Source organism: Marinagarivorans sp. (genome assembly GCF_982758155.1).
In genome coordinates this window covers 1-23,560 of record NZ_CEXWTU010000028.1, presented here as the reverse complement: position 1 = coordinate 23,560, position 23,560 = coordinate 1, and the positions used below count along the sequence as shown (strand labels likewise).

Genomic DNA, 23,560 nt, shown 5'->3' with positions numbered 1-23,560 from the left:
ACTCCGTATATTGCGGAAATTCTAGAGGCTCAATGATGGATATAACGTCTGCCGATGGTCAAGCTACCATTACTTTACCGCTACTGCCGTTACGCGATGTGGTGGTGTACCCACATATGGTTATTCCATTGTTTGTTGGGCGAGAGAAGTCGATAGCTGCTCTAGAGCAGGCTATGTCTGATGATAAGCAAATTCTATTGGTGGCGCAGAAGCAGTCTGGTGTCGACGAGCCTACTCCGGAAGATTTATATAGCGTCGGGACTGTATCGCAAGTGCTGCAGATGCTACGCCTGCCGGATGGCACAGTTAAAGTTTTGGTTGAGGGGCGCCGTCGTGCTGAGGTTGGGCTTGTGTCAGCAGAGGAGAATTATTTCTCGGCTAGCGTGAAACCTATTCCTGTTGATGATTGTGACCCTAGGGAGGCTGAGGTTTACTCTAAGTCCCTGCTCAAACGTTTTGATGAATATGTGAGCATGAGCAAAAAAGTGCCGCCAGAAGTGATGACGTCACTTAACGGCATTGATGAGCCTGGTCGTATGGCCGACACGATTGCGGCTCACATGTCTTTAGAGTTGCCTCAAAAGCAAGAAATCTTGGAGATGTTTAGTATCCTCAAGCGACTAGAGCACCTTGTTGGGTTAATGGATGCTGAAGCGGACCTTTTTCAGGTTGAAAAGCGCATTCGTGGCCGCGTTAAAAAGCAAATGGAAAAAAGTCAGCGCGAGTACTATCTCAATGAGCAAATGAAGGCAATTCAGCGTGAGCTTGGTGAGACCGGTGACGAGCCTACCGAGCATGAGGAGCTTGAGCAAAAGATCACCGATGCTGGCATGCCGAAAGAGGCCGAAAAGAAAACGCGCGCCGAGTTGCATAAGCTCAAAATGATGTCACCGATGTCGGCAGAGGCTTCCGTTGTTCGCTCCTATGTCGATTGGATGATTAATGTTCCATGGTCTAAGCGTAGTAAAGTTAAACATGACTTAAAGCGCGCAGAAGAGATTCTGAATGCTGATCATTATGGTTTGGAAGAAGTTAAGGATCGTATTCTTGAATATTTGGCGGTACAGAAACGCGTTCGAAAAATTAAAGGTCCAGTCTTGTGTTTGGTTGGCCCTCCTGGTGTGGGTAAAACTTCTTTAGGGGAGTCGATTGCTCGTGCAACTAACCGTAAGTTTGTGCGAATGGCGCTTGGTGGTGTTCGTGATGAGGCTGAAATTCGCGGCCATCGGCGGACGTATATTGGCTCTATGCCAGGTAAGTTAGTGCAAAAAATGTCCAAGGTAGAGGTTAAAAATCCGCTGTTCTTGTTGGATGAAATTGACAAAATGGGGATGGATCATCGCGGTGATCCTGCGAGCGCGCTTCTTGAGGTGTTAGATCCCGAGCAAAACAACTCGTTTAATGACCACTATCTTGAGGTTGATTATGACCTCTCTGATGTGATGTTTGTTTGTACCTCAAACACCATGAATATTCCTGGGCCTTTGCTCGATCGAATGGAAGTTATTCGTATACCGGGTTACACGGAAGATGAAAAACTGAACATCGCCCAGCGCTACCTTATTCCTAAGCAAATTAAGGCAAACGGGCTGAAGGATGGCGAATTTGATGTAACTGAAGCGGCTGTGCGAGATGTTATTCGTTTTTATACGCGTGAAGCTGGTGTACGAGGGTTGGATCGTGAGGTGGCCAAGCTGTGTCGTAAGGTGGTGACTAAGCATATCCGCAGTGAAGAAAAAAATGCACAGACTTGCGTTGAAGCCAGTGATTTGGAAGAGTTGCTGGGCACCAAAAAGGCAGACTTTGGGCGTGCGGAAGAAGAAAATCAGGTTGGCCAAGTCACAGGGCTTGCTTGGACTCAGGTGGGCGGTGAGTTATTAACCATCGAGGCGTCTGCCGTTAAAGGTAAGGGGCGCATGGTAAAAACGGGCTCTTTGGGTGATGTGATGCAGGAGTCTATTCAGGCTGCGATCACAGTGGTTCGTTCGCGCTCGAAAGTACTCGGCATCGCGCCGGACCATTTTGATAGGCACGATGTACACATTCATGCTCCAGAAGGCGCTACGCCCAAGGATGGTCCGTCTGCGGGTATTGCGATGTGCACAGCGCTGGTTTCTGTGTACACCAACATTCCTGTGCGTGCGGATGTCGCAATGACGGGCGAAATCACGCTGCGTGGCGAAGTGCTGAAAATCGGTGGTTTGAAAGAGAAGTTACTAGCCGCTCATCGAGGTGGGATTAAGGTCGTTTTAATTCCCAAGGATAACGAAGGGGATTTACGTGAGATCCCAGACAATATCAAAGCTGATTTGGTGATTAAGCCAGTCAAGTGGATAGATGAGGTGTTTGAAGTTGCCCTTCAAGACTCGCCTAAGCCTTATTCTGATGAAGAGTATGCTGTATTAGAGGCGGCAGCATTTGAGCCGCAGGGCGAGAAGAGTAGTATCAGTACTCACTAAATGGGTCATTTTTGATCGTTTGGTGAGCAAATATGAGGCTGCATGCTAATAGTTGCTGGGTTTTCTTGACCGGCTTCAGTGCAGTTGGTATAAAACGCAGTCCGTCGCTTGCGCAAAGCCCGTGATGCTTAAGCGTCACAGGCGTTGGTGCGCTGGAATTGGTTTTTAAAAACACTTGCATCGAATAATAAAGAGGGGTTCGTTTCGTGAATAAATCTGAATTGGTTGACGCCATTGCTGCTTCTGCAGACATCTCAAAAGCTGCTGCTGGCCGTGCGCTGGACGCAGTTACTGACTCAATCACCAACGCTTTAAAAGAGGGTGATCAGGTAGCATTGGTTGGTTTCGGTACTTTCTTAGTGAAAGATCGCGCAGCGCGCACTGGCCGTAACCCGCAAACTGGACAGCCAATTGAAATTGCGGCTGCGAAGATTCCAACATTTAAGCCTGGTAAAGCGCTTAAGGATGCCGTTAATTAATTAATGGGTCCGCGTTGCGGGCATGTAACAACTTTAATTTGTTAATTGCAGCCTAAAGTTGTTACAGCGTCGAGTACAAAGAATATCAAAAGGCGCTAATATCAGCGCCTTTTTTCATATGCGGTCTGATAAGGACCTGGTAGGAGTACACAATGCTGCAAGGCTTGCGTGAGAACATGAAGGGACCAACAGCTAAAATAGTTGTTGGGGTGGCAGTTGCTGCCATGGTGTTATTTGGTGTGGAATCTCTATTCGTTAATTCTGTTGGGGGTAGTGAGGTTGCTACCGTTAATGGCGAAGATGTTGAGCGTGTTGAGCTGCAGCGCGCAATAGAGCAGCAAAAAAGTCGTTTGCGCCAACAGTTTCAGTTGGAAGAAAGCAACGACATGCTGAATGATGATCGCTTGCGTGGACCAGCATTGATGAATTTAGTGCGGCAAAAAGCGCTTCATCAAGCGGCTGCTGATGCGGGGATGAATGTAGCGCCGGCGATAGTAAAAGGCGAGTTGGCCGCGGCTTTTACACGTGATGGTGAGTTTAATAGTGCTTTATTGAACAACTACATTGGCAGTTATGGTTACACGCCCGCAACGCTGGCTAAAAGCGAAGCTAATGCGTACGTGTTACGTCAGCTTTTTAAGGGCGTTAATGATAGTGAATTCGTTACTCGTTTGGAGTTGGATGCTATGGCTGCTGTAGCGGGTCAAAAGCGTAGTTTTTCAACAGTGACCATTCCTCGCAGCTTAGTTGAGTCTAAGGTGGTTGTCTCTGATGAGGATGCAGAGTCTTATTACAGCAGTAATGCTGCGCAGTTTACCGAAGCTGAAAAAATATCTTTGGATTATGTGGAATTATCAATTGCCGCGTTGACCGCTATGCAGTCGGTATCCGATGCTGAGTTACGTGAAGAGTTCGAACGTGAGAAATCTGAATTTACTGAGCGTACGGAGTACAAGGTTTCTCATATTTTGGTGAATGATGAGTCTGGCGCTGCCGATAAGGTCGCTAAGATACAAAGTGAGCTTTCTTCTGGAAAATCGTTTTCGGAGCTCGCTAAAACCTATTCTGATGATTTGGGTTCGAAAGCGCTTGGCGGTGAGTTGGGTACTTTGGTTGAGGGAGCTTTCCCTGATGCTTTTGAAGAGGCTGCCATGGCTTTGGCTGAAGGCGAGGTTTCTCCTCCTGTCGAGACAGATTCGGGTATCCACTTTATTCGTCTTGACAGCAAGGTTGTGGCTGAGTCAGCGAGTTTCGAAGCCCGAAAAACGGCTTTACTTGCAATGCTAAAAGAGCAAAAGGCATCGAATGAGTATTTGGAGAAGATCCAAATACTGGAAGAGTTGTCTTTCGGTGCGCCCGACTTAGCTGGCACAGCACAAGCGCTTAATTTGACAGTAAAGTCTACTCCGCTATTTGCGAAGGGGCGAGGAGTTGGCGTTGCTGCGGCTCCCTTGTTGTCCAGTGCGGCTTTTGCTGAGGATGTTTATGCGCAAGGTCAGAATAGCCCGGTTGTTGAGGTGGGTGGCGATAAAGCTTATGTCATTCGTTTGAAACAAAAAGTTCCCGCGGCATTAAAACCGTTAGCGCAAGTGAAGACTGCAATTATAAAGCAACTTTCGGATCAGAAAGCCGCAGCAGAGTTGGAAGCGCTCGCCTCGCAGGTGTCTATTGCTCTAGAGCAGGGTGACTCGGCTGATTCTGTTGCTGAAGCATCGGGTTATGAGTACAAGTCTTTTGATGGTATTGAGCGAAGCAGTGCTGATGTTAATTTCACTGTCTCTCGAGAGGTTTTTACAATGCCTCGTCCTGTTGAGGGAAGCCCGGTAACGTCTACCGTGAGTGGGGCGACTGAACTAACTATTGTTTTACTTCAATCTGTGGAAGATGGCGCTGTAGATAGTCTGCCTAAAGAGCAGCGCGAGGCTATGGAGCAGCAGCTTCGCAATCAGTTGGCAATGGGCTCTGTTGAGGCTTTTGAGAATCGAGTATTCGAAGACGCCAAATATAAACTGCAGTAGATTCCTGTAGCTTCAGTTATTGAATTAATTGAAATAAGGCCCCGTATGATCTAAGTCTACGGGGCTTTTTTGTGCTAGCTCTGTGAGTGTTTTGACTGTTTCTCAATAGCAGGCGATACCTTAGTACGATGCCGAGCGTTTATTTTATCGGTGTGTAAAAGGCGTCTTTTTTAGAGGGCTGCGGTAAACCTGGGTGCCGCCGGAGCAATGCTTTACTTGCCGCTACAATTTGGTGCGCCCTTACTTAGCACTTTGCGCCAAAAACCCGTATAATTCCGCTTTTTTTTAACAGTGCCGTCTCTGTACGGCACATTGAAACGGAGTTACCCATGGCAGTAGAACGTACATTATCCATTGTTAAGCCTGATGCAGTCGCGGACAACGTGATTGGTAAAATATATAGCCGGTTTGAAGATGCAGGTTTAAAAGTTGTTGCGGCACAAATGATGCTTCTCACCGAAGAAAAAGCTGGTGGCTTCTACGCCGAGCACAAAGAGCGTCCTTTCTTTGGTGAATTAGTAGAATTCATGATGAGCGGGCCGGTACTGGTTCAGGTGCTGGAAGGTGAAAATGCAATTGCTCAAAATCGCGATATTATGGGTGCTACTAATCCAGCGGATGCGGCCCCAGGCACTATCCGAGCTGATTTTGCTAAAGAAGTTTCTCGCAATGCTGTTCACGGTAGTGATTCCGAAGCTTCAGCTGCACGCGAAATTAGTTATTTTTTCTCTGAAAACGAAATTTTTAGCCGTTAAGGCAAGCAGGTCATATGTCTAGTTGTACGGATGAGTCCACGACCGAGTACGTGAATTTGCTGGGCCTAAGTGAGGCTAAGCTCGTCGCTTTTTTTGAGAGCATCGGAGAGAAAAAATTTCGCGCTACGCAAGTGATGAAGTGGGTTCATCAGTACGGCGTTACTGATTTTGATGAAATGACAAATATCAGTAAAGTGCTGCGTGAAAAGTTGAAAGGAGTGGCTGAAGTCAGGCCCCCAGAACTTATTAAGCAGCTAGACAGTATTGACGGCACCCGTAAGTTTCTAATAAAAGTTGGGGGTAACAATGCCGTTGAAACCGTTTTTATTCCCGATGGAGAGCGAGGAACACTGTGTGTGTCTTCACAGGTTGGATGTTCGCTAGATTGTAGTTTTTGTGCCACGGGTAAGCAGGGCTTTAACCGAGACCTCACTTGCGCCGAAATTATTGGGCAGGTATGGATTGCGGCTAAATCATTTGGCCAGTTGGCCGAAAAGGGGCCTCGCAAAATCACTAACGTAGTGATGATGGGTATGGGGGAGCCATTGTTGAATTTTGATAATTCCGTCGATGCCATGAATCTCATGATGCATGATTTTTGTTATGGCTTATCAAAAAGAAGGGTAACTCTCAGTACGAGTGGCGTAGTGCCGATGCTAGATAAGTTGGGCGATCATACCGATGCTTGTTTGGCGATATCCTTACACGCTCCCAACGACGCTTTGCGAAGTGAGCTTGTACCTATTAATAAAAAATATCCCATAGCAATGTTACTTGCTTCTGCTGAGCGTTACATTACGGGCTTGCCGGATAATCGTCGTAAAATCACGATTGAGTACACCTTGATCGATCACGTTAACGATCGCCCCGAGCATGCTCACGAACTTGCTGAGTTGTTAAAAGATATTCCTGTCAAAATTAATCTAATTCCGTTTAACCCTTTTAATTTATCCAATTACAAGCGCGTCAGCAATAACGCTCTTCGTCGCTTTCAGACTATTTTAATTGATGCCGGTTATACGGCAACGGTACGTACGACAAGAGGTGAAGATATTGATGCTGCTTGCGGCCAGCTTGCAGGCGAGGTCAATGATATTACCCGAAGAAGTGCGCGTTATGGTTTATCTGGCGTAGCATCAGAAGAAGTGGTTAATTTTGTGGGCGGAAATCCTTAATTTAGTTTTAGTCATACGAGTAACAATAACGATGAAGGCGATAAATTTAGTTTTTAGCATTCTGCTATTGTCCGGCTGTGTTTCTACCGGCGTAACAAAAGCGTCAAAGGTCGACCCTGCCAAGGCTATGGATACTCGTATTGAACTTGGAATGAAATACCTTGATGCGGGCAATCGGGATCAAGCCTTACGGCAGTTTCTTGATGTTTTAGAGGTAGATAAGAAAAATGCGCGTGGGCTACAGGGATTGGCGCTTGTTCACCAGCTGAATGGCGAGCCTGAGCCAGCAGAAGTAAATTTTCAAAAAAGTATAAAGTATGCCGGCAAGAAAGAAGTCTCCTCTTCACGCTATACATACGGACTATTTTTGTCTCGACAGGGGCGGTATGAAGACGCGTCTGTTCAGTTCGAGGAGGTCGCTAAAGACTTGTCGTATCCTGAACGGGCTAACTCGTTGTATTTTGCGGGCAGGTGCGCACTGGAGATTGGGAATATAGCGCGCGCCAAAGCCGCTTTCACGCACTCTCTAAATCTTCGTTCGACTCTGGCGCCTTCAGCCATCGAACTAGCGGATCTTGCTTTCCAAGGTCAAGATTATTCTACAGCTAAACGCTACTTAGATCGCTACAACAAATTGACCGAACCCTCTGCGCGTAGCTTGTGGCTGGGTATTCGCATTGAGCGCATTTTTGATAACCAAGATAGGGTCTCCAGTCAGGCACTGGCATTAAAAAACATGTTTGGTTATTCAAAAGAGTATCTCGAATATAAAACGCTAATAGAGGGTCAATAATGCATGTGCTTGCGTGTTCAAAATGGATTTTGTCGTGAGTTTACCTGAAGGGGGGCAGGTGAGTCCCGGGCAGCAGTTATTGGCAGCACGTCAATCACAGGGCAAGTCCTTGGTGCAGATATCTGAAGCGACACGAATAATTGAAACTCGCTTAGAGGCTATTGAGCGGGATGAGTATTCATTAGCCGGTACGGCGCCGGCTTTTGTGATTGGATATGTTAAAGCCTATGCAAAATATGTTGGTGTTGATGAAAAGCCTTTAGTTCGGGTTGTGGAAGATTATTTTAAACGCAAAGCACTTATTGATGAGCGAAATAATCCAATAGTTCAGCCACGAAAAGCGACGAACTGGACTCCATGGGTTGCAACGGCAGTTGCGCTGGCTATTTTCATGGCTTTAGGGCAATGGTTTTTTGCGCAACAGAAAGAAAGTGTCGCGAGTGATCGACATGCCCAAGATCTTCGGGCTTTACAAACCTCTGCGGATATATCGATTGCCAGCGCTGTAACGCGCGAGGAAAGAGTGCCGTTGACACAGCGCGATGAAAATTTAATTTCACGGGATTTAGTGGCCTCGGTCGAAGAGAGTAAAAGACCCGTTGTTGCAACTGTTGATTCAAGTGTTTCAAGCTTGGCTTCTGCCGTTCAATCACAAAGCTCGTCCCAACGCCTTGTGATTGAAGAAGAAACTACAGCGAATGAAAGCGAAGTAGTGGTCGCTGACGATCTATCAAATGACGTTTTAAAGTTAGTTTTTAATGCGAATTGCTGGGTAGAGGTTGTTGATGCGAATGGCCATAAACAGCTGGCAAAATTAGCAAAAAATGGCGATGAAATTCAATTGGTTGGTAGGGCACCTTTCGACCTTAAAGTGGGTGATGCCAATGCGGTGGAAGGTTTTGTTAACGGGCGTTTGCTTGAGTTAACCGCTAGGCCTGGGCGTCGTGTATTACGTATTCAAGTTGGCCCTTAAGTGGCCCATTATTTAAAGAGTTAATTATGTATTGCGAGTCCCCTATTGTACGCCGTAAAACGCGGCAAATAATGGTAGGAAATGTCCCTGTTGGCGGCGGAGCACCTATTACCGTTCAGAGTATGACAAATACCGAAACCTGTGATGTTGCTGCAACAGTTGATCAGATTAAGCGCATTCAGTCTGCCGGTGCGGATATAGTCCGAGTTTCTGTTCCAAGCTTAGAGGCTGCAGATGCTTTTGGTGAAATTAAAAAGCAAGTTGACGTACCTTTAGTGGCGGATATTCATTTTGATTATCGTATAGCGCTTAAGGTTGCGGATTTAGGTGTTGATTGCTTACGGATTAATCCTGGTAACATTGGTCGAGAAAAACGTATTCAAGCTGTTGTGGATAAAGCACGCGATTTAAATATTCCTATTCGAATTGGGGTGAATGCGGGATCTTTGGAAAAAGATTTGCAAAAGAAATATGGCGAGCCAACGCCACAGGCATTACTTGAGTCGGCGCTTCGACATGTAAACATACTTCATGATTTAAATTTTGAAAATTTTAAAGTCAGCGTTAAGGCGAGTAATGTCTTTATGGCAGTAGAAGCCTATCGCTTGCTTTCTAAGGAAATAGATCAGCCTTTGCATTTAGGTATTACCGAAGCCGGCGGGTTGCGTTCGGGAACGGTGAAGTCCGCGGTGGGACTTGGTATGCTGTTGATGGATGGCATTGGCGATACTTTACGCGTGTCTCTTGCGGCTGACCCTGTTGAAGAGGCTAAGGTCGGGTGGGATATTCTGAAGAGCCTTAAGCTACGAACGAAAGGTGTAAATTTCATTGCTTGCCCTAGTTGTTCTCGTCAAAATTTTGATGTTATTAAAACGGTGAATGACCTCGAAAATCGCCTAGAAGATATTAAAACTCCGCTCGATGTGGCTATTATTGGCTGCGTTGTTAATGGCCCCGGCGAGGCAAAAGAAGCTGATTTAGGCTTGGCTGGCGGTTCACCTCGAAATTTGATTTATAAAGACGGTGTGCCCAATACTAAGCTAGGGAATGAAAACTTAGTGGATGAGCTGGAGGCTATGATTCGTCGTAAGGCTGCAGAAAAAGAAGCGTTAGAGGAAAATATAATCGCTAAAGCTTAGGGGGGAGGAAAGCAAGTTTTCATCCATTGATGCTTGATGTCGAGGCCCTTACCTTTGTTGTTCAAAGCGTTGCATGCCTCGGTAGCTGCTCCTCGACATAATGCTCCGCAATGTCTAATTAAGAGGGTTCTACATCGATGCGTTACCCTGCTGACTAGGCTTAGGCATGCGGACCTTCTAAGCACCTTGGTAAGAAAGCCGATTCCTTCGCCTCACTGGAAAACTATTATCGCCTTGCCCCTTAGGTTAAAATTACCGCTTATTTTTCTCATTGTCTCAGTATTACTGGGCAAAGATTCAATGAATACTAGGATTTACCTTGAAAAAAATACAATCCGTTAAAGGCATGAATGATTTACTGCCCAGCGACTCTCCTGCATGGCAGCATGTTGAAGCAACCGTCAGTGATGTACTTGCTCGCTACGGCTACAATGAAATTAGATTTCCTATTGTTGAAAGTACCGATCTTTTCAAACGTGGTATTGGTGAAGCAACCGATATCATTGAAAAAGAAATGTACACCTTTGATGATCGTAATGGCGATAGCTTAAGTATGCGCCCAGAGGGGACTGCTAGCTGTGTTCGCGCTTGCGAACAGCACGGCCTGCTTTACAACCAAACGCAACGTTTATGGTATCAAGGGCCCATGTTTCGCTACGAGAGACCACAAAAAGGGCGCCTGAGACAATTTCATCAAATAGGGGTCGAAACCTTTGGTTTTTCTAACCCCGATGTTGAAGCTGAATTGTTAATATTGACGGCTCGTTTGTGGCGCGAATTGGGTATCAGCCAATCTGTTACGCTTCAAATAAATACGCTGGGCTCCAGTGAAGCACGACAAAACTACCGTGATGATTTGGTGCAATATTTAGAGGCGCGCAAAACTGAACTTGATGAGGATAGCCAGCGTCGTTTAGTGACTAACCCGCTGCGGATACTAGACAGCAAAGTTCAGAGTACACAAGCGTTGCTCAATGATGCGCCTATCCTGCACGATTACTTATCGACCGAATCCATAGAGCACTTTGATACGCTTAAAAAGCTACTGGATGCTGCAGGTGTAAGTTACGAGGTTAATCCACGCTTAGTCAGGGGATTGGACTACTATAGCAACACCGTATTTGAGTGGGTAACGACGTCACTGGGGTCGCAGGGTACTGTTTGTGCGGGTGGTCGCTACGATACGCTTGTTGAGCATCTAGGCGGGCGCCCAACACCGGCTTTCGGTTGTGCCATGGGTGTTGAGCGTTTAGTTTTACTCTTGGTGGAACTGAATGCCTTGCCTGAAGGTCTTGATGATCTTGTTGATATTTATGTTGCCGCTGTTGGCGATGTACAGACCAAAGCAATTGCACTTGCTGAACAAGTGCGCGATGCTATGCCGTTTTTACGCGTCGTCGGCCATTGCGGTGGCGGTAGCTTTAAAAACCAATTAAAGCGTGCCGATAAAAGCGGTGCGACATTGGCGTTGATTGTGGGTGATAGTGAGGTGGCTGAAGGTACCGTAACCGTCAAACATCTGCGTCGTGATGAGCCGCAAAAGAACATACCCGATAGCGATATTGTGAATGAAATTAAAGCCTTGATGGATGTTTAAGGGGCTATACAAACAAAACTGCTTGGATGCTTAATGAAGTTATCGAGTAGAAATAAGAAACAATAATATTAGGAGAATCTTGTGTCCGACCATTTAACAGAAGAAGAGCAAATTGAAGCATTTAAGCGTTGGTGGAAAGATAACGGTAAATTTACCGTAGCCGCTGTTGTGCTGGCTAGTGCAGGATATTTCGGGTTTGGTGCCTATCAATCCGCGCAGGAAAAAACGGATCAAGCAAATTCGGGTTTGTATGACAAGGTTATTACAGCGGCTACGGCTGCGGGTGATGCAACTTTAAATCCAGAGCAAAAGGCTGGAGTGGTTGAAGCTGCTAAGGCAGTACTGGCCGTGGACAATACAGGGCTTTATGCAGATTTATCCCGCTTTCATTTAGCCAAAATGGCTGTTGAAGCGGCAGAGTACGACAAGGCTGCTGAATTACTCGGGGCGGTAATTGCTAATAGCCAAACACAATCATCTATTGAGTTAGCAACATTACGCTTGGCGCGTGTAAAAGCAGCGCTGGGTAATACCGAGGATGCACTATCTCTGCTTGCTACAGCGCCTTCGGAAGCCTTTACGGCTGGCTATGCTGAAGCCCGCGGTGATGTTTTGGCGAGTTTGGGTCGTTTAGATGAAGCTTATACCGCTTTCGAATCTGCTGTAGCGGCACTCGAGGGGCAGGAATCTAACGGTGGCATGCGTTCAAACATTCTTAAATTCAAAATGGATAATGCGCGTGTTGCGAGTGCATCACCATTAGCGATTGGTTCAAACCCTCACGGTATTAATCCCCATGCTGTAGCACCGACCGAGGCTGCTGAATGAAGTCATTGGTTCGCTTTGGCTTAGTGGCATTGGCGCTAAGTTTATTTGTGGGTTGCACGGCTAAAGATGCTTCTCTTGTACCTGCCGAACTGGCTGTTTTTGAGTCTACGGCAGTTATTAACAGCCGCTGGCATACATCATTAGACGGCAATGCTCGCACAACCGGCATCGGGCCTTTTAAGTCGGGGCGTGTTTACAGTCGGCCAATGTTTGGTGGCAGCCTCTATCAACGCTTTTACTTGGCTCAGCAGGGCGACACCCTATTTGCGGTGACTCATAAAGGTGCCGTATTTGCCGTTAACAAAAAAAATGGTAAAACGCTATGGCGCTCGGCAGTGAGTAAAGACGTTAGTGCAGGCATTAGCTTGCATGACGATGTGCTCTATACCGCGACGACCAATGGTGATGTCTTTGCTTTGTCTGCAGAAGATGGGCGTATATTATGGTCCGCTAAGGTCAGTACGGAAGTGTTAGCGCCGCCTCAAAGTAACGGTCAGGAGGTGCTTGTAAGTGCTATTGATGGCCGCTTATTTGCTTTGAATGCTGAAACAGGTGCACAGCTGTGGAATTATGATCATCCTCAGCCGCTACTCACTTTCCGTGCTCAGGCGTCACCCTTGTTGGTGGCTAAGCAAGCGTTCGTAGCTTTCGATAACGGTCAGTTACTCAGCTTCGGAACACAAGAAGGTGATCTTCGCTGGTCTGTGCGGGTGAGCCAGCCGCAAGGTATTACCGAGCTTGAGCGCGCTGTTGATCTTGATGTAACGCCTATAGCTAGCGGTCCTTTTATTATCTCTGCAGGCGCAAATGGCCGAATCGTCGCTGTAAGCCGAGGAACAGGGAAAATTAGCTGGGCTGAAGATGCTAGTATTTTCAATGAATTAGCCGCAAATAATGATGCTGTTTTTTATGTCGACGAAACTAGCCATGTTATTGCTCGAGGCCTAACTTCTGGTAAAGAGCTTTGGCACAGTAAAGATTTACACCGCCGTAATGTGGGTTCGCCAGCGGTGCTGAATAATTTTGTACTTGCTGTCGATAGCTCTAATTATTTGCACGCCTTTAACGCTACAACGGGTGCGTTTGCGGCTAGAGCATCATTGATTGGTAACGGTTACGGTTCGCCAATGTTGGTTGACAATGACACAATCTATATTCTGGCGGATAATGGTGCTTTAAGTGCCTACCTTGTTAAAGCTAAGCCATAATCGCATCATTTGGCGCAGAAATAGCGTTCGATAATGTCGATGTATTTTTAAAAACCCCCGCACATTGCGGGGGTTTTGTTGTTTGATACTGTTCGAAATATCTGTAATTGTGCAGCTGAACAGACCTAATTGGTTGTCCTTATGATTCCTGTAATAGCCCTTGTTGGCCGTCCTAATGTCGGTAAATCGACATTGTTTAATCGCCTGACAAAATCACGTGACGCACTTGTCGCTAACTTTTCTGGTTTAACGCGAGACCGTAAATACGGCGAAGCCAGTTACGAGGAAGAACGCTTCATCGTGATTGATACTGGTGGTCTCAGTGGTGAAGAAGAGGGCATTGATGCCGTGATGGCCGAGCAGTCGCGATTAGCGATTGAAGAGGCCGACCTCGTTTTATTTTTGGTCGATTGTAGGGCAGGATTAACGGCGGCAGATCAACAAATTGCCAGTTTTTTGCGGCTGCGTAGTAAACCTATATTAGTTGTGGCGAATAAAATTGATGGTTTAAATCACGACGTTGCGACAGCCACTTTTTATGAGTTGGGCTTAGGTGAGGTCCACGGTATTGCGGCGGCTCACGGTCGTGGCGTTACACAATTATTAGGTGAAGTCTTCGAGGTATTGCCAAGGCTGGGCGTTTCGGAAGCGCTCGACGAAAGCGTTGATATTGATATTGATGTTGATGCCGATGTGGCTGAGGGTGAGTTTATTGAGGGCGAGTTATCTTCTGAACCACCTATAGCCAAAGGTATAAAAATCGCTATTGTGGGGCGTCCCAATGTGGGTAAGTCGACATTGGTGAACCGTATGCTTGGCGAAGATCGAGTGGTTGTTTTCGATATGCCCGGTACAACGCGCGATAGTGTTTATATCGACTATGAACGCTTTGGTCGGCTTTATACCATTATTGATACTGCAGGTATTCGTCGACGTAAAAATATTACTCTCGCTGTCGAAAAGTTTTCAATTGTTAAAACATTGCAAGCCATTGCCGATGCCAATGTTGTTATTCTGATGATTGATGCCGAGGAAGGTTTGGTCGATCAAGATTTGCACCTTATGGGGCAAGTGCTTAATGAGGGGCGTGCATTAGTCGTTGCGTTAAATAAATGGGATGGCTTAGAGCAAGAGCACAAATCTTACGTTAAAAGTGAAATAGAGCGAAAGTTACGCTTCATTGATTTTGCTGACTTTCATTTTATCTCGGCATTGCATGGTACGGGAGTGGGGCATTTATACGAGTCGATAGAAAAAGCCTATCACGCGGCGACCGATAAACTGTCGACCAACTTCTTAACGCGTATTTTGCAGGGTGCGGTGGCAACTCATCCGCCCCATATGGTGAATGGTCGTCGTATTAAGCTTCGTTATGCTCACCCAGGTGGTAGCAACCCTCCGATTATTGTTATTCATGGCAACCAAACAGATGCTGTGCCTGCGCATTACACGCGTTATCTTGAAAAAACGTTTCGTAAAGCGTTGGATCTCCATGGTACGCCAATGCGTATTATTTATAAGTCGAGCGAGAATCCTTTCGAAGGGCGGAAAAATAAGTTCACCAAAAATCCTGCCGATAAGAAAAGCCGTATTATGAAAATAGCCAAGAAAGGTAAGCCGCCTGCCAAGCACCGGCCTAAAAAGAAATAGCGCAAGTTAGTAGGGCTAACGGGTAATAGTTTATTCCGTTAAGGTTATAAATTATAGCGACACAAGCATGAGTAAATAAAAAAGCCAGCATCAAAAGATGCTGGCTTTTTTTGTGGTTATAGCGAGAGTATTTCTAAATACTCTCGCTATAGATCCAAATGCAATAATCTCTTTACGCGGGCTCTGCTTCTTTTGTGGCGGCTTGGTGATCAAACGTATTTTGTAGAAAGCGCGACTGTAACGTTTGGAGTTTTTCAGGCTTGCAGTGGCTAACGGTAATCCATTCCCGCGCCAAGCTTTCAGCGTTATCTGTTTGATTACTGCCGCCAAAATTTTGCTTCAGTGACTCTACTTGGTAGCTCATGCGAAGAGCTTTGTCTTCGCTAGGGCTCTCAATCCCTTTGGCAATTTCTGCACGTATACACAGTAAACGTAGAGCATTCTCGCTTGAAGCGCTGTCTATATTTCCTTCAGCAGCTATAGCATCAATACGCTGCTGAAAAACCTCTTTGCAACCGCTGGGTAATTTAGTGCTGCTCAGAAGTGCTTTTAGGGTTTCTGTTTCGCTGTTGTCCGTACTGAGTTCAAACGCACTGACTTCAGTATTTAGAGTAAATAAACTTTTCCATGCTTGTTGTTGTGCTGTAGTGCGATGAGTCGATATTTTGCGATCGATATTCGTTAATAATGCTTGGAATTTACTGTGTTCAGTTTTGGGTAGTTCGCCTAGCTCTGAAAATGCTTTTTTTACATCACTAATTTCACTGCTTTGTGTTTGCAACTTCTCGCCATCTTCTTGTGCGATTGCATCAAGTTGTTGAATAAGTTCATTGGCTTTAGCTGTTAATTGATCTCGCTCGGCGTTGGCTTCATCAAAAATATTTTGGCGCTTATTAAAAACCTCATCGCAAAGTGCACGAAATTGAGACCATAGCTGCTGATCAACTTTTCGAAAGGTCCGGCCTGCTTGCTTCCAATTTTGCTGCAGTTTTTTGATATCTTCAGCAGCTTGTTTCGGGTCGCTGTGTTGAACGGCTTGTTCCGCCTGCGCGATGAGTTGCTCTTTTTGTTGCTTGACGGCCTCGTAAGCATTGTTCATTTGGCCGTGAATTTTGTCTAGGGTAATATCAAAGGTGGCCTGCAGCTCTTTTTGTTGTTGGCGAGGTACTGGCCATAGTGTTTTCCACGTATCCTTGGCCACCCGCAATGTTTGCTCGACATCTTTCCACACGGCTTGTTCCCAGTTATAGGCCTCGTGGTATTGTTCAAGTTGCTGCGTTAATTCTTTGCGTGCATCGGCATTTTTTTCGCGCATTTCAGTCTGTGCGGCGAAGTGCTTTTTACAAGGTTCAAACGCGATGTCGGCACTTTTTTGGAAGGCTTGCCAAAGTTCTTCATCTTGGTTTTGGCCGCCTTTACATAAGACTTTCCATTCATCTTGTAAATTGTGAATTTTATCGGCCAGGTCATCAGGTGCTAACACTGACGCTTGTAATGCGGTCATTTGCTCAACTAAGGCTTCTTTCTTAGGTGTTACGGCAAAATCGTGCCAATCGCCAAGCTTAGCCATTGTGTCATCTAGCTGCTCGAGCTTGTTGGTTATGCCCACGGGAATATCGGTAAGTTCGGTGCGTTTTTCATTGAGTTCTTTAGCTATACCGCGCGCACGCCTAACTTGGCCACTGGTTGCGGCTATATTCGCTCGGCGGATAAGATCGCTGATTTGAGCAATCTGGGCTTTACGTTTTGCGGCAATATCATTTTGCTGTTGCTGCCATTGAGCAATAGCGGCTTTAGCGTTGTCTGCTGCGTCACTTTTTAACTCGGGTAAATTATGGCGGATATTGAGCTGTGCAGAGATAGCTTTGCGCGTTTGTTCGGCCGCTGCTTTATCTTGTTCGATGAGGGTATTCACTAAAGTTGTTACGGTACCGCTTTGCTCTACGAATTTAAGCAGAGCTTGCGCGGCTTCTATTGCCTGGTAAAAACGTTGCTGCGCTTTTTGCTGTGCTTTTTGTTGCTCGTTACTTTTCGCGTTAGAGCTTTGCCCGCTGTTAATTTGCGTTTGCACACTTAGGCTTTGCTCTTTAACCTGCTCTTGATACTGTTTGATAGTTTAGGCATCAAGGGTTTGCGCGTCATACAATGCTTGTGCAGTTTGGCTAACGTTTAACGTTGCGGCATCAATAGCGGTTACCATACTGCTGGCCAGCTGCTCGGCTAGCGCAGCGGCTTTACCTTTATCGACCTCGGTGTCGATGGTGGCTTGGCATTTGGCTATAGCGCTGTCAAAGCGTGTTTGCAATTCGGTGGTTGCGTCGGCCTCGTGGCTTTGCCAATCCTGCTCCAAGCTAACAAATTTGTGCGTATAAAGGTGGTCGAAGGGTTTCTTGGCGTGACGCTCGGCATCGGTGCATATGCTGGCTAAGTGAGCATGGCGCTGGGCAAGAGCTTCGTCTTCGGCCTTAAATAGAGCAAGTCGCGATTTAGCCACTTTATAAACGTTTTTATCTTTCCCTTTGGCGCCTTTTAGCATGTTATCCAATGCATCGCGCTCGGTAACTTGCTCGGCCGCTGCTTTTCGCACTTGGGCGGCAGATGCCTCGTTGGCGATTGCTGCAAGTGCTTGTTGGTCGACTATGGTACTTAAGATTTCGTTTACCGCTGCGATGTTGTAACAGCAAATATTTAAGAGTTCATCCGTATTTGCAGCATCTGAGGTTACTTGCGCTAGCGTAATTGCGTTGTCTTCAAGAAGTTTAGCAATGTGCTGGCGCGCGGCAGTGCGCTGTTTACTTGCCTTAGGCGAGCGTGCAGTAGTCAGTAATTCCGGTCCGTAATGGCTGGGTGTTACGGGCTGCTCTGTTTCGGCAGGCGTATTGGCACGGTTTTGTGCATTATTGGTGCTAGTCTTTGAGTGTGGGGTTGCACTCGGTGCTTTTTTAAACAAGCGGCTAAAAAAGGATATCATCGCGGGCTCTCTGTGGCGTATTAGTCAGGCCGCAAAGCCTAGCCTGACGGGCAGTTAGATAAAAGGCGCTTAGCATAATCAATACGCCTAAAAAATGCACGCTATGTGTTTTCCAGTTGTAGGCTCAATTTCGCGGTATGACGGCAAAGTTGCGCGGTTTTGATTGTTGAAGGAAGCGGTATGTTTAATTGGGTCATGATTTGTTGGGTTATGGATTTTAATTCGAGGCTGATTGGATTATTAGGGCTCATGTTGTTCGGAGGCTTGTGGTGCTCTTTAGTCGTGCAAGCTGCGGAGCCGAGCCCGCAAAGTCTTGCAGGTGCCTTGCGCGAGCAAAAGGCGGCCTATAGCGCCTCTCCTTATGCGGGTGCGGAGGTACTGCTGCGGAAATCGCATATTATCCTTAGTGATGAGAATCTGCCTAATACAGTGGTGTATCTCTCGGTCGCAATTATCGATGATGAGGCTGCGCGCGACTATAGCCAAGTGACTATTCCTTATAACGAACATTTTGAAACATTAACGCTCGATTTCGCGCGTGTATTGACCGAGCAGGGGAGGTTGGAGGATGTACTCCCCGATGCTATTCAGGTCCAAAGTCCTTCTCAGAATAATTTTTATCAAGATCGCAAAGAGCTGACCTTTTCGCTACCGAATGTTAGGCCCGGCAGCATTATTGAGTTTCAGTACACCCGCCAAGGTATTGCCGCCATTATGCCGGAGGCTTATTTTTCGCGTTTTTGGCTTTATTGGTGGCAAGGGCGAGCGGGAGGACAAAGCTCGCGCCTGGACCCTGTTATCTCGCGAGAAGTGACATTAGTTGGTCCAAAAACATTGGCTTTAAAAACGGCAATATCCCACCCTGATAGGGTTAAACACAGTACCAAAAATTCAGCGGCCGGCAGGGAGTGGCATTGGTCGGCTAAGCAACTAGGTGCAATACCGTTGCAAGCCTATATGCCAAGGGAGGACGGTATCGTGCCCTTTATTTCTGTTTCTACAGCAAACCAATGGCAATCGGTAGCGGAGTGGGCAAAAGCGTTATTTGCGCCACATATCCAATTGGACAAAAAGCTCACAGCTGAAGTGCAGCGTATTGCAGCCAGAGCGACAACCCATGATGAAAAAGTGCGTGCGGTTTATCAATTATTGAATGAGCAAGTGCGTTATGTTTTTGCGCATGTGGGGCGGGGGGGCTACGAGCCGCATTCAGCCCCGGACGTCTATAAAAATGGCTATGGTGATTGTAAGGATCAAACTGTATTGGCCGTGGCGTTGTTACGTGCGCTTGGCGTTGAGGCCTATCCGGCATTAGTCGCAACACGTGCCATGGGGCTGCCCGAAATGCCTGTGCCGAGTGTTTATTTTGACCACATGATTACCCATGTGCCGGCACAGCAGGGGCATCCCGCAATGTGGTTGGATACCTCCGGGGATCAACAGCTTTATCCGGGCGGCGGAATTAGCTTAGAAGGTCAGCCGGCTTTAATTGTAAAAGAAGGTGAGCGCTCGTTAAGCATCATTCCAAATAAACCCATCAAATCGCATCGGGCACAATTGAGTTTGGTTTTTGAGCCGCCAGGAAGCGATGGAAAGCTTGATGAGCCTGTGATCGCGCACTTTTCGTTAAGCTTAAGCGGTATTTATGAGCAAAGTTTGCGCTCGACGTGGATGTACCAAGCGGAGAAAGAAAAAGCCCTAAAGGACAGCCTTGCAAGCTTAATGGGTAATGCTGAGCTGACTCAGTTAAAAGTAGAAAACGCAGAAAACCTTTGGTTACCCTTTAAGATTTCGGGTGTTTGGCGTTTTAAAACACCGTGGCGCCAGGATGAGCCAGAAAGTATTAGCTTTAATGTAAGTCAGTTGTTAGGCGTGTTTGCAGGGATTTATCAATGGCACAAACCCAGTGAGCGCGTACAGCCCTTTCAACTTGATCCGGGTTTTGTGCTTGAGACTAGGGTTGTCTTCAAAAAAGCAGAGGAGGAATATCAGGAGTTAATTAGTGTAGGCCCCAATATCACCACGCCATGGTTTTCAGTGATACAAAAAAGTCAAAGTAAACCAACAGGAATCGAGGTGGAAGCTCAATTGAGCTTACCTTCTCTTACACTGGATAAAGTAGCTTACGCAGCCTTTTATGAAGCGATAATGAGTTTGATTGATGAAAAAGGTTTTGCGGTAGCCTACAACATCGCTGGGGCTGTGGAGAATAATGATAAGGTCTTGACGGCTAAAAATAATGTAGCAGAAATGCTTGAGGGGATTCGGGGCAGTCTAGCGCGCGGGCAATTTTCGACAGCACTCGTTACAGCCAAGCAAGTTGCTGCACTTGCCCCTGATAGCGGTGAAGCCCTGTATTTACTGGGGTTGGCTCAGGGTTATAACGCACTATTAGATGAAGCTGCCGCTTCCTTTAAATTGGCAGAAAAATTGGGATATACGCAGCCATGAGCCATTTTCTGGCTCGTATTTTTATAGCTGTTACTGCGCTGTGTTTAGTGGCGTGTGCAAGCACCGAGCATAAAGTGTTACCTACAAATATCCACGGGGCTTTACTGCCGATTAATACCGTTACTCAGATCGATAAGGATGTTCAGGTTTACCTTCAAGCACCTAGTGATCATTTGGGGCGAACTATTTTACAAGGTTATAAGGGGCTGTTGGATGCATCTCCAGGCTATGTTCCTGCGTTGCGTGGTTTATACAGTTTTTACTATTTAAATGCTCAAATGCTAGACAATACTTTGCTGAGTTATAAGGAAAGTTGGGCTGGGCTGTCGCATGTGTATCCGAAGTTACCGCCTTTAATTCAGCGGGAATATTTCCCACCGGCTTTTGCCGCTTATCAGCGCAACGTGGCTATTAAAGTGCTAAAACCTGCGGCCATTACGGATAGACTTTTATTGCAAAACCTATTGCTGGCGGTACAAGATTCGCCGCTTAACGCGACAGTAAGGTCGGTGTTTGCTGAGCATCTCATGGTTATGGGGCACGAAATGTTGGCAGAAGCTACGCTTGTTGAGGCCGCGCGAAATGATCCTTTAGAGCCCTTGTATCTCAATACGTTAGCGAATCACCTTTATCAAAATGCGTTAGAAAAACCCTGCATACAAGATGAGGCGGATGCGTTAATGCCTGCATTAAGCTTGTATCGTAAAGTATTAGAAATTAATCCGGACGCTGACGTTCATTACCCCGTGGGTATTATTTATGGGGTGCTGGGTTTAACGCCCCTTATGCTCAATGAGGCGGCCATGCTGGCTAATAAAGCAGAGTTGACCAGCCTCTGGCAAGCGGCGTATTTGTATATTTATAGTGGTGAGCTGGATAAAGCGAAACAGGTTTTTGAGCAAGCGAATAAAATTGCGGATTTAAAAACTCAGCCGCAGGGCAGGGCTTATATCGATTACTTAATGTTAACTGAGCAATGGTCATTGGCGGTAGAGTATTACCCTGGTTATATCAGTGCAAAATACCCCTTGGGTTCTTACGATGTTTTGCTCGCAGGATTAATCGCGGCGGTAGCGCATGCTGAGGATGAGGCTATTACTTTTGATGATGTTTGGCCTAAGTCTAGTCAGTTGTCGCATAATAATCCTTGGTCAGCACTGTTATTTCAATTAATGAATGGTGATACGTTTTACGGCGATATTTTGAAAGACAATGATTCTGATCGCTGTCAGCTCGCGCAATTAGACTTCTATGCTGGTTTTAATGCCTGGGTGAATGATGACATCATTGCGCTGCAAAAGCATTTGAGCCGTTTAAAGGCTCTGAAGTTAGCGTTTTCACTCGAAAGCCTGCTGGCAGAAACGTTGTTGGAATAAATTTTCCTTACCGCTAAAAAATGGCCTTTAATACAGAGTAATGTTTTTTCATTATGGGTTTGGTTAAAATCTTCACGCATTGGCGTTGTGCTTATACATAAGTTAGCAAGCCTGTCTCGGGTGGGTAGGCTCCACGTCTTTTTACTTACCTTTTCTTTGCTCTTGATGTTGAATTTTTCGTTTGGTTTCTTGTGCTGCTCGGTTTAGGCCTTGCGCCTTTAGCGGGCTTGCTGCCTGTCGCTTTTGCTGGCCGGCTATTGGCTGCGCTGGGTTTCCCTTTTGCGGCTTTGTTACCCGTGCTGCTAGGGCGCTTACTTTTAGTAGGGGTGTTTTTGGGGGTGGGGCCGCGTTTATTACTAGTGTTACGGTCGTTGTTTTTTGTGCTCGATTTTTTAGGATTGCTAGTTTGTTTGCGAGGCTTTTGTTGTGATGGCGCCTCAGAGGAGGAGCTTTCAATCATCTTAAAAAGCCCGGCCATTTCTTTTTCAGTAAGGTCGCGCCAGTCGCCTAGGGCTATGCCTTTTAGGTCCACATTCATAATGCGAACACGCTCTAGCTTGCTAATGTCGTAACCAAAGTGATCGCACATTCGGCGTATTTGGCGATTAAGGCCTTGTATTAGCGTGATTCGAAACACGTATTGTGACTCTTTAACCACCTTACATTTTTTGGTGACGGCACCCAAAATGGGAACGCCGTTGGCCATGCCTGCAATAAAGTCATCGCTGATGGGTCGCGTGACGGTCACTAGGTACTCTTTTTCGTGGTTGTTGCCCGCTCTTAATACTTTGTTGACAAGATCGCCTTCGTTGGTAAGAAAAATAAGGCCCTGCGAATCCTTGTCTAGGCGGCCAATAGGGAAGATGCGCACCCCGTGGTTTACAAAGGTGACGATGTTGTCTCGCTCAGATTGTTCTGTAGTACTAACAATACCTACGGGTTTGTTAAGGGCTATAAGCACAAGGTTGTTGTCGGGTGGGTCGATGAGTTGGCCGTTCACTTTTACGCTATCGTTCTGGCCCACTTGGTCGCCCACTTGCGCGCGCTTGCCATTGATATAGACATTCCCCTGCTCAATAAAGCGGTCGGCATCACGGCGAGAGCATAATCCGCTTTCGCTGATGTATTTATTGAGACGTGTAGAGGTTGGGTTAAGCATGTATGCGCAGCCACATAGGATAATAGGCCGCCATTCTTACCTATTCTGTTAACCCAAACAACCCAATAAAGCCCTAAGGGTTGCGGGCTATAGGCGATATTGATGGTATGGCTTTTTCTTTGTTGTTGGACTGAAGAGGCGTTTCAACTTATCGGCTTTATTGCTCACCGGCAGAGACGCTATCAATAGGGGGGGGGGGCTTCCCTGTTCATTAAATACATCTTCGATATTATTGTTTGGCTACTCTAGTGTTCTAGTTTGATGTGTGGCTAGTTGTTTGATTTCGGCATATTGATATTTAATTGGTAACACCTAATTTTCATGTACTTTGACCTTCCTTGTTCCTACTTCAGGTAAAGGGTTTTAAGTTTTCGTCTAACGATAGAGGCTCTATTTTTTAGTGTAAGGGGCGAGGCAATAATAGTTTATCCAATTAGGCGAAGATATCGACTTTCTTATCGAGGCGCTTAAAGGGGCGCATGCCGGGGCATGTAACGCTTTGAGCAACGAAGATAAGGAGGTCGAGATC

At 46.3% G+C, this 23,560-nt stretch carries 17 protein-coding genes; 14 read left to right on the top strand and 3 right to left on the bottom strand.

All coding sequences use genetic code 11. From position 1 onward, the window contains the following. Window positions 1–35 precede the first annotated feature (35 nt). From lon to der, 12 genes are all read left to right on the top strand, one after another. Window positions 36–2,459 (top strand): endopeptidase La, encoded by a 2,424-nt coding sequence (gene lon, locus AC3A8L_RS05475; protein WP_487961234.1) that lies wholly within the window; start codon window positions 36–38, stop codon window positions 2,457–2,459. A gap of 206 nt (window positions 2,460–2,665) precedes the next feature. Further along, window positions 2,666–2,938, top strand: a complete 273-nt coding sequence (locus AC3A8L_RS05470) for an HU family DNA-binding protein (RefSeq protein ID WP_236982181.1) — start codon at window positions 2,666–2,668, stop codon at window positions 2,936–2,938. A gap of 152 nt (window positions 2,939–3,090) precedes the next feature. Further along, entirely contained in the window at window positions 3,091–4,956 is a 1,866-nt protein-coding gene (locus tag AC3A8L_RS05465) for a SurA N-terminal domain-containing protein (RefSeq protein WP_487961227.1), read from the top strand. A 329-nt stretch (window positions 4,957–5,285) separates the two neighbouring features. Next, window positions 5,286–5,711, top strand: a complete 426-nt coding sequence (gene ndk / locus AC3A8L_RS05460; protein WP_487961226.1) for a nucleoside-diphosphate kinase — start codon at window positions 5,286–5,288, stop codon at window positions 5,709–5,711. 14 nt (window positions 5,712–5,725) lie between these two features. Then, window positions 5,726–6,886, top strand: a complete 1,161-nt coding sequence (gene rlmN, locus AC3A8L_RS05455) for a dual-specificity RNA methyltransferase RlmN (protein WP_487961225.1) — start codon at window positions 5,726–5,728, stop codon at window positions 6,884–6,886. 31 nt (window positions 6,887–6,917) lie between these two features. Then, a complete protein-coding gene (gene pilW / locus AC3A8L_RS05450; protein WP_487961224.1) occupies window positions 6,918–7,679 on the top strand; it encodes a type IV pilus biogenesis/stability protein PilW in 762 nt (253 codons plus the stop codon). 34 nt (window positions 7,680–7,713) lie between these two features. Further along, the gene (locus AC3A8L_RS05445; RefSeq protein ID WP_487961223.1) at window positions 7,714–8,652 is read left to right on the top strand and encodes a helix-turn-helix domain-containing protein; all 939 of its coding nucleotides are present in this window, start codon (window positions 7,714–7,716) and stop codon (window positions 8,650–8,652) included. Between the two features lie 26 nt (window positions 8,653–8,678). Further along, window positions 8,679–9,791, top strand: coding sequence for a flavodoxin-dependent (E)-4-hydroxy-3-methylbut-2-enyl-diphosphate synthase (ispG, locus tag AC3A8L_RS05440; RefSeq protein WP_487961222.1), 1,113 nt, complete (start codon window positions 8,679–8,681; stop codon window positions 9,789–9,791). 319 nt (window positions 9,792–10,110) lie between these two features. Further along, on the top strand, window positions 10,111–11,388 hold the full coding sequence (hisS, locus tag AC3A8L_RS05435; protein WP_487961221.1) for a histidine--tRNA ligase: 1,278 nt from the start codon (window positions 10,111–10,113) through the stop codon (window positions 11,386–11,388). A gap of 81 nt (window positions 11,389–11,469) precedes the next feature. Continuing rightward, the gene (locus AC3A8L_RS05430) at window positions 11,470–12,216 is read left to right on the top strand and encodes a YfgM family protein (protein WP_487961220.1); all 747 of its coding nucleotides are present in this window, start codon (window positions 11,470–11,472) and stop codon (window positions 12,214–12,216) included. Beyond that, window positions 12,213–13,424 (top strand): outer membrane protein assembly factor BamB, encoded by a 1,212-nt coding sequence (gene bamB, locus AC3A8L_RS05425; RefSeq protein ID WP_487961219.1) that lies wholly within the window; start codon window positions 12,213–12,215, stop codon window positions 13,422–13,424. Before AC3A8L_RS05430 ends, bamB begins: the two co-directional genes overlap by 4 nt. A 141-nt stretch (window positions 13,425–13,565) precedes the next feature. After that, window positions 13,566–15,074, top strand: coding sequence for a ribosome biogenesis GTPase Der (gene der, locus AC3A8L_RS05420; protein ID WP_487961218.1), 1,509 nt, complete (start codon window positions 13,566–13,568; stop codon window positions 15,072–15,074). Between the two features lie 172 nt (window positions 15,075–15,246). Here der and AC3A8L_RS05415 read toward each other — a convergent pair whose 3' ends face one another. Both AC3A8L_RS05415 and AC3A8L_RS05410 read right to left on the bottom strand, forming a co-directional pair. Beyond that, on the bottom strand, window positions 15,247–17,145 hold the full coding sequence (locus tag AC3A8L_RS05415; protein ID WP_487961217.1) for a DUF349 domain-containing protein: 1,899 nt from the start codon (window positions 17,143–17,145) through the stop codon (window positions 15,247–15,249). A gap of 45 nt (window positions 17,146–17,190) precedes the next feature. Further along, window positions 17,191–18,045, bottom strand: a complete 855-nt coding sequence (locus AC3A8L_RS05410) for a hypothetical protein (protein ID WP_487961216.1) — start codon at window positions 18,043–18,045, stop codon at window positions 17,191–17,193. 180 nt (window positions 18,046–18,225) lie between these two features. Between AC3A8L_RS05410 and AC3A8L_RS05405 the strand changes: the two genes are divergently transcribed. Together AC3A8L_RS05405 and AC3A8L_RS05400 are read left to right on the top strand one after the other, a co-directional pair. Continuing rightward, window positions 18,226–20,496, top strand: a complete 2,271-nt coding sequence (locus AC3A8L_RS05405; protein ID WP_487961215.1) for a DUF3857 domain-containing transglutaminase family protein — start codon at window positions 18,226–18,228, stop codon at window positions 20,494–20,496. Beyond that, a complete protein-coding gene (locus AC3A8L_RS05400) occupies window positions 20,493–21,872 on the top strand; it encodes a hypothetical protein (protein WP_487961214.1) in 1,380 nt (459 codons plus the stop codon). The genes AC3A8L_RS05405 and AC3A8L_RS05400 overlap by 4 nt, the downstream gene beginning before the upstream one ends. Before the next feature lie 145 nt (window positions 21,873–22,017). Here AC3A8L_RS05400 and rluF read toward each other — a convergent pair whose 3' ends face one another. Then, entirely contained in the window at window positions 22,018–23,031 is a 1,014-nt protein-coding gene (gene rluF, locus AC3A8L_RS05395; protein ID WP_487961213.1) for a 23S rRNA pseudouridine(2604) synthase RluF, read from the bottom strand. Between the last annotated feature and the right edge of the window lie 529 nt (window positions 23,032–23,560).